Below are 3,416 nucleotides of genomic sequence, written 5' to 3'. Positions count from 1 at the left end.
TGAGTCGAGTCGACCAGCCGCTGCAACGCGGGACCCAGCCCTCCGACCGCTTGGGCTGTCTCGTCGAGCAATTGGCTGATCTTCTCCTTGGGCAGCACAGCCAGGCCGCGGTTAGCGGCGTCCAGCGCCGGACCAATCTCGGCGGGCACGGTGGCCTTGGTGATGGTCTGTCCGGGCGAGAAATACTTGCCCGGGTTGCCTGCCGACACCAGGTCCAGATACTGCTCGCCGACTGCCGACACCGAATGCACGTTCGCCGACGCATCGACCGGGATCTTGTACCGGTCGGCGATACTCATGGTCGCCTGTACACCGGTCTCGGTCGGCTCGACGGCTGTGACCCTGCCAATCGTCTCACCGCGATAGGTCACGTTGGCCGTCTTGTACAAACCGCCTGACGTGCGCAGCTCCACCTTCAGCGTGTACTGGCCGATCCCCATCGCAGTAGGAACCCGTAAGTAGTACCAGCCCAACGCAATTGCGGTGACCACAGCAATTATGCCGAACGTGATCAGCTGGCGCCAGACCAAGCGGGTCAGCATTGCCTGTCCGCCCTTTCGACCAGCGGGCCGCCGGGGACCTCGTTCGGGTTTGGTGTGTACCGGACGTCCGGAATCATCGTTTCGGGATCGCGGCCGTACGACTGCTCGAGTGCGCGCAGCGCTCCGGAGAATCCGGTCCCGGTGAGGACCGCGTTGTCGACAGAGCTGAGGGTCAGGTCAACCGTCAGCGACAGGTTGAAGTAGTCACCCCGGAACGACTTCGGCACGGCGTCGATATCGAACGGCTGGACGAGGATCAGCTTGAGTGCGCGGACCAAATACGGCGAGGCACGGCCGAGTTCCCGCAACGGGCACTGCAGCGCCACCAAGTCCTGATGGAGGTTGCTCCGCGAGGGGGCTAGGTATTGGTTGGCAACCTGGCCGAGCCGTCCCGTCGCGTCGACAGCGTTGATGAACAGGTTTTGTTTGTCGGCGAAATGTTTGATCAGTGGCGTGAATTCGGTGAACACGCGATCCAGAACATCCGCGCGAGAACCCACGTACGCCAATAGGCCATTGGTGGAATCGATGGCTCGGGTGATGTCATCGGTTTGCTCGTCGAGCCGGGCGGTGAAGGTGTCCAACTTGCCGAGGAAGGCACGGATCTGGTCGGCGCGCCCGTTCACGATGTTGTAGACCTCGTCCTGCAGCACTTCGACATTCGGGATGCCGCCTCCGCGCAAGATTAGGGCGAGGCTGGCCAGCGTCTGCTCGGTGGTGGGGTAGCCGGACGAATTCTTCAGTTTGATGGTGTCGCCGTTTTTCAGCAGCTCCGGTGACGGGACGAGTGGCGCGGCCAGCTCGACATGCTGCGAACCCAGCAGGCTTGTCTGTCCGATCTTGGCGGTGGCGTTCTTGGGTAACTTGACTGTCTTGTCCAGGCTCAGCGTCAGTGTGGGAACCCAGTTCTTCAGGTTGACCGCGCGGACCGTGCCGACAAAGACATCGGCCACCCGCACCCGGCTGTTATCGTTGAGCGCCAACGTGTCTGGCATCTGTACGTAGACGGTGTAGGAACCGGCTCCGGTGCCCGGGCCGCCCGGCATCGGCACATTCGCGATTCCGTGCCAGCTCGCGCACGACGTCAGCGTGATGGCAGCCGCCAGTAGAGCCAGGCCCTGTCTGGCCCGGTGGCGAACCATGCGCATCATCCCCTTCACGAGCCCGCTCCAGCTTCAGCGGGCAGTGGTGGTCCAGCAGGCGCGGCCGCTGGCGCAGGCGTCAGCGCGACCGGCCCCGGGACCACCTCGGGTCCTGGCGGCGGCGGAGGGATCGGCGCAGGGTGGCCCGGCACGCCCATATAGGGGAGCGGACCGGGCTCCTCGTTGTAGGCGTTCGGGTAGCCCGGCGGCGTCTGCAAATTCGATTGCACCGGTGGGATATCCGGCCCGCCCATGAGTTCGGCCAGCGATTGCGGAGTCAGCAAGCTCGCCGTGACCGGACTTACCTGCGTGCCCTGCATGCCCGGCGCGACCACCCAGCCGGGCTGGGTGTTGCGGTGCGACAGCGGGGTATCGGGCACCCATATCCCAGGAACGGTGGTGTCCTTGTAGCCGTTCGGCGGCTGCAGCCGCGGCTCGGAATAGGCGACTTCCTTGGGTAGCGTCTCGGCGGTGCTGAACAGGTTGAGGCCGAACGGAAGGTAGTTGAACTTGATCGCGTCGAGGATCGGCGCCAGGTATTGGGCACAGAGTTCGGCGGATTCCTGATAGCCGAGCCGGCTGCCGGCCTGAATCATGCTGCAAAAGAACTGCATTGGGTTGGTGAAGTTCGGGATGGCTGGAATGGACACGACCGCACCGTGCGATGGGTGGTAGATCTCGCTAAGGTTCCCGGCCAGCGTGGGGTACACGTGCAGGCCGGTCTCCAAGCCATTCCGCGGCTCGGGTTGCACGACCGTGGTGGTCACCTTGTCGAGGTTGTCGATGTCGTGCGTCAGCACGTCGCGGTTTTTGTCCAAGAACGGGCGAAGTGTGGAAAGCAGGCCGTCGAATTGCTGTATCGCATTGGCGAGGTCCGAGTCAGAGTGGGTTAACTTGCCGGTGAACTGAGCCAGGTTGGTGTTCAACGCGACGAACTGCTGGTCGTCTTGGTGCAGGGCGTTGGCGAAGAGCGCCAGGCTATGCACCACCGCGAAGAAGTCGCCGCGGCCCTGATTCAGCGCGGTCAGCGCTCGCGACAGGCTGTTGAGTGTGGTGTTGATTTGCTTGCCCTTGCCGGCCAGCCCGTCGGCGTAGGCCGTTATGACGTCACCGAAAGGCCCCTTGGGCTGCTGCTTGGTGGGCCCCAGTTTGGTGATGACGTTGGCGACACTGTCGCGCAGTTGGTCCCACTCGGTGGGCACCTGGTTGCGCTCTTCCGGGATCACCGCGTTGTCGGCGAGCACCGGACCATCTTTGTAGGGCGGCTCCAACTGAATGCTCCGCGATGCCACCAGAGTGGGATTGAGGATCACTGCTGACGCATTGGCGGGGACTTTGTACTTGTTGGCGTAATGAAAGGTCACCTTCATCTTGTTGCCGGCCGGCTCGATCTTGTCGACTGAACCCACCCGAACGCCCATGATCTGGACCCGGTCCCCGGAATACAACGCGTTGGCTTCCGGGAAGTAGGCCACCACGGTGTTGTTGGCCAACTTCTGGTAGAGCCGCAACCCGATGAACCCGGCCAGCAGGGCGACCAGTACCGCGAGCGATCCGATGATCACCGATGTCCGAGGCCGCTTTGGCAGGCGCCGGTTGCGGAAACTAAAGGTGCCGTTCAATTTTGGCTACCTCCCGTGACGCCGCTACCTCCCGCTCCGCCGGGGTTGATGAACGGAGCCGGCACCTGGCCGCCGGGTCCCTGCGGCGCCGCCGGCCCCGGGGGCAGCCC

The 3,416-nt window shown here is 63.6% G+C and carries 3 protein-coding genes; all 3 read right to left on the bottom strand.

Annotated elements, in window-relative coordinates; all coding sequences use genetic code 11:
- Nucleotides 1-542 (bottom strand): MCE family protein (locus WAN71_RS11125; protein ID WP_422225379.1); only part of this gene is annotated, 542 nt, incomplete at its 3' end.
- Nucleotides 536-1,690: a virulence factor Mce family protein gene (locus WAN71_RS11120; RefSeq protein ID WP_422225380.1), complete on the bottom strand. Its 1,155-nt coding sequence runs from the start codon at nt 1,688-1,690 to the stop codon at nt 536-538. The genes WAN71_RS11120 and WAN71_RS11125, both read right to left, overlap by 7 nt.
- An 8-nt stretch (nt 1,691-1,698) precedes the next feature.
- On the bottom strand, nt 1,699-3,306 hold the full coding sequence (locus WAN71_RS11115) for a virulence factor Mce family protein (RefSeq protein WP_422225378.1): 1,608 nt from the start codon (nt 3,304-3,306) through the stop codon (nt 1,699-1,701).
- Between the last annotated feature and the right edge of the window lie 110 nt (nt 3,307-3,416).

It is taken from the genome of Mycobacterium sp., from assembly GCF_049280035.1.
GTDB lineage: Bacteria > Actinomycetota > Actinomycetes > Mycobacteriales > Mycobacteriaceae > Mycobacterium.
The sequence above is the reverse complement of the archived record's forward strand: the minus strand, read 5'-3'. Positions and strand labels throughout refer to the sequence as shown.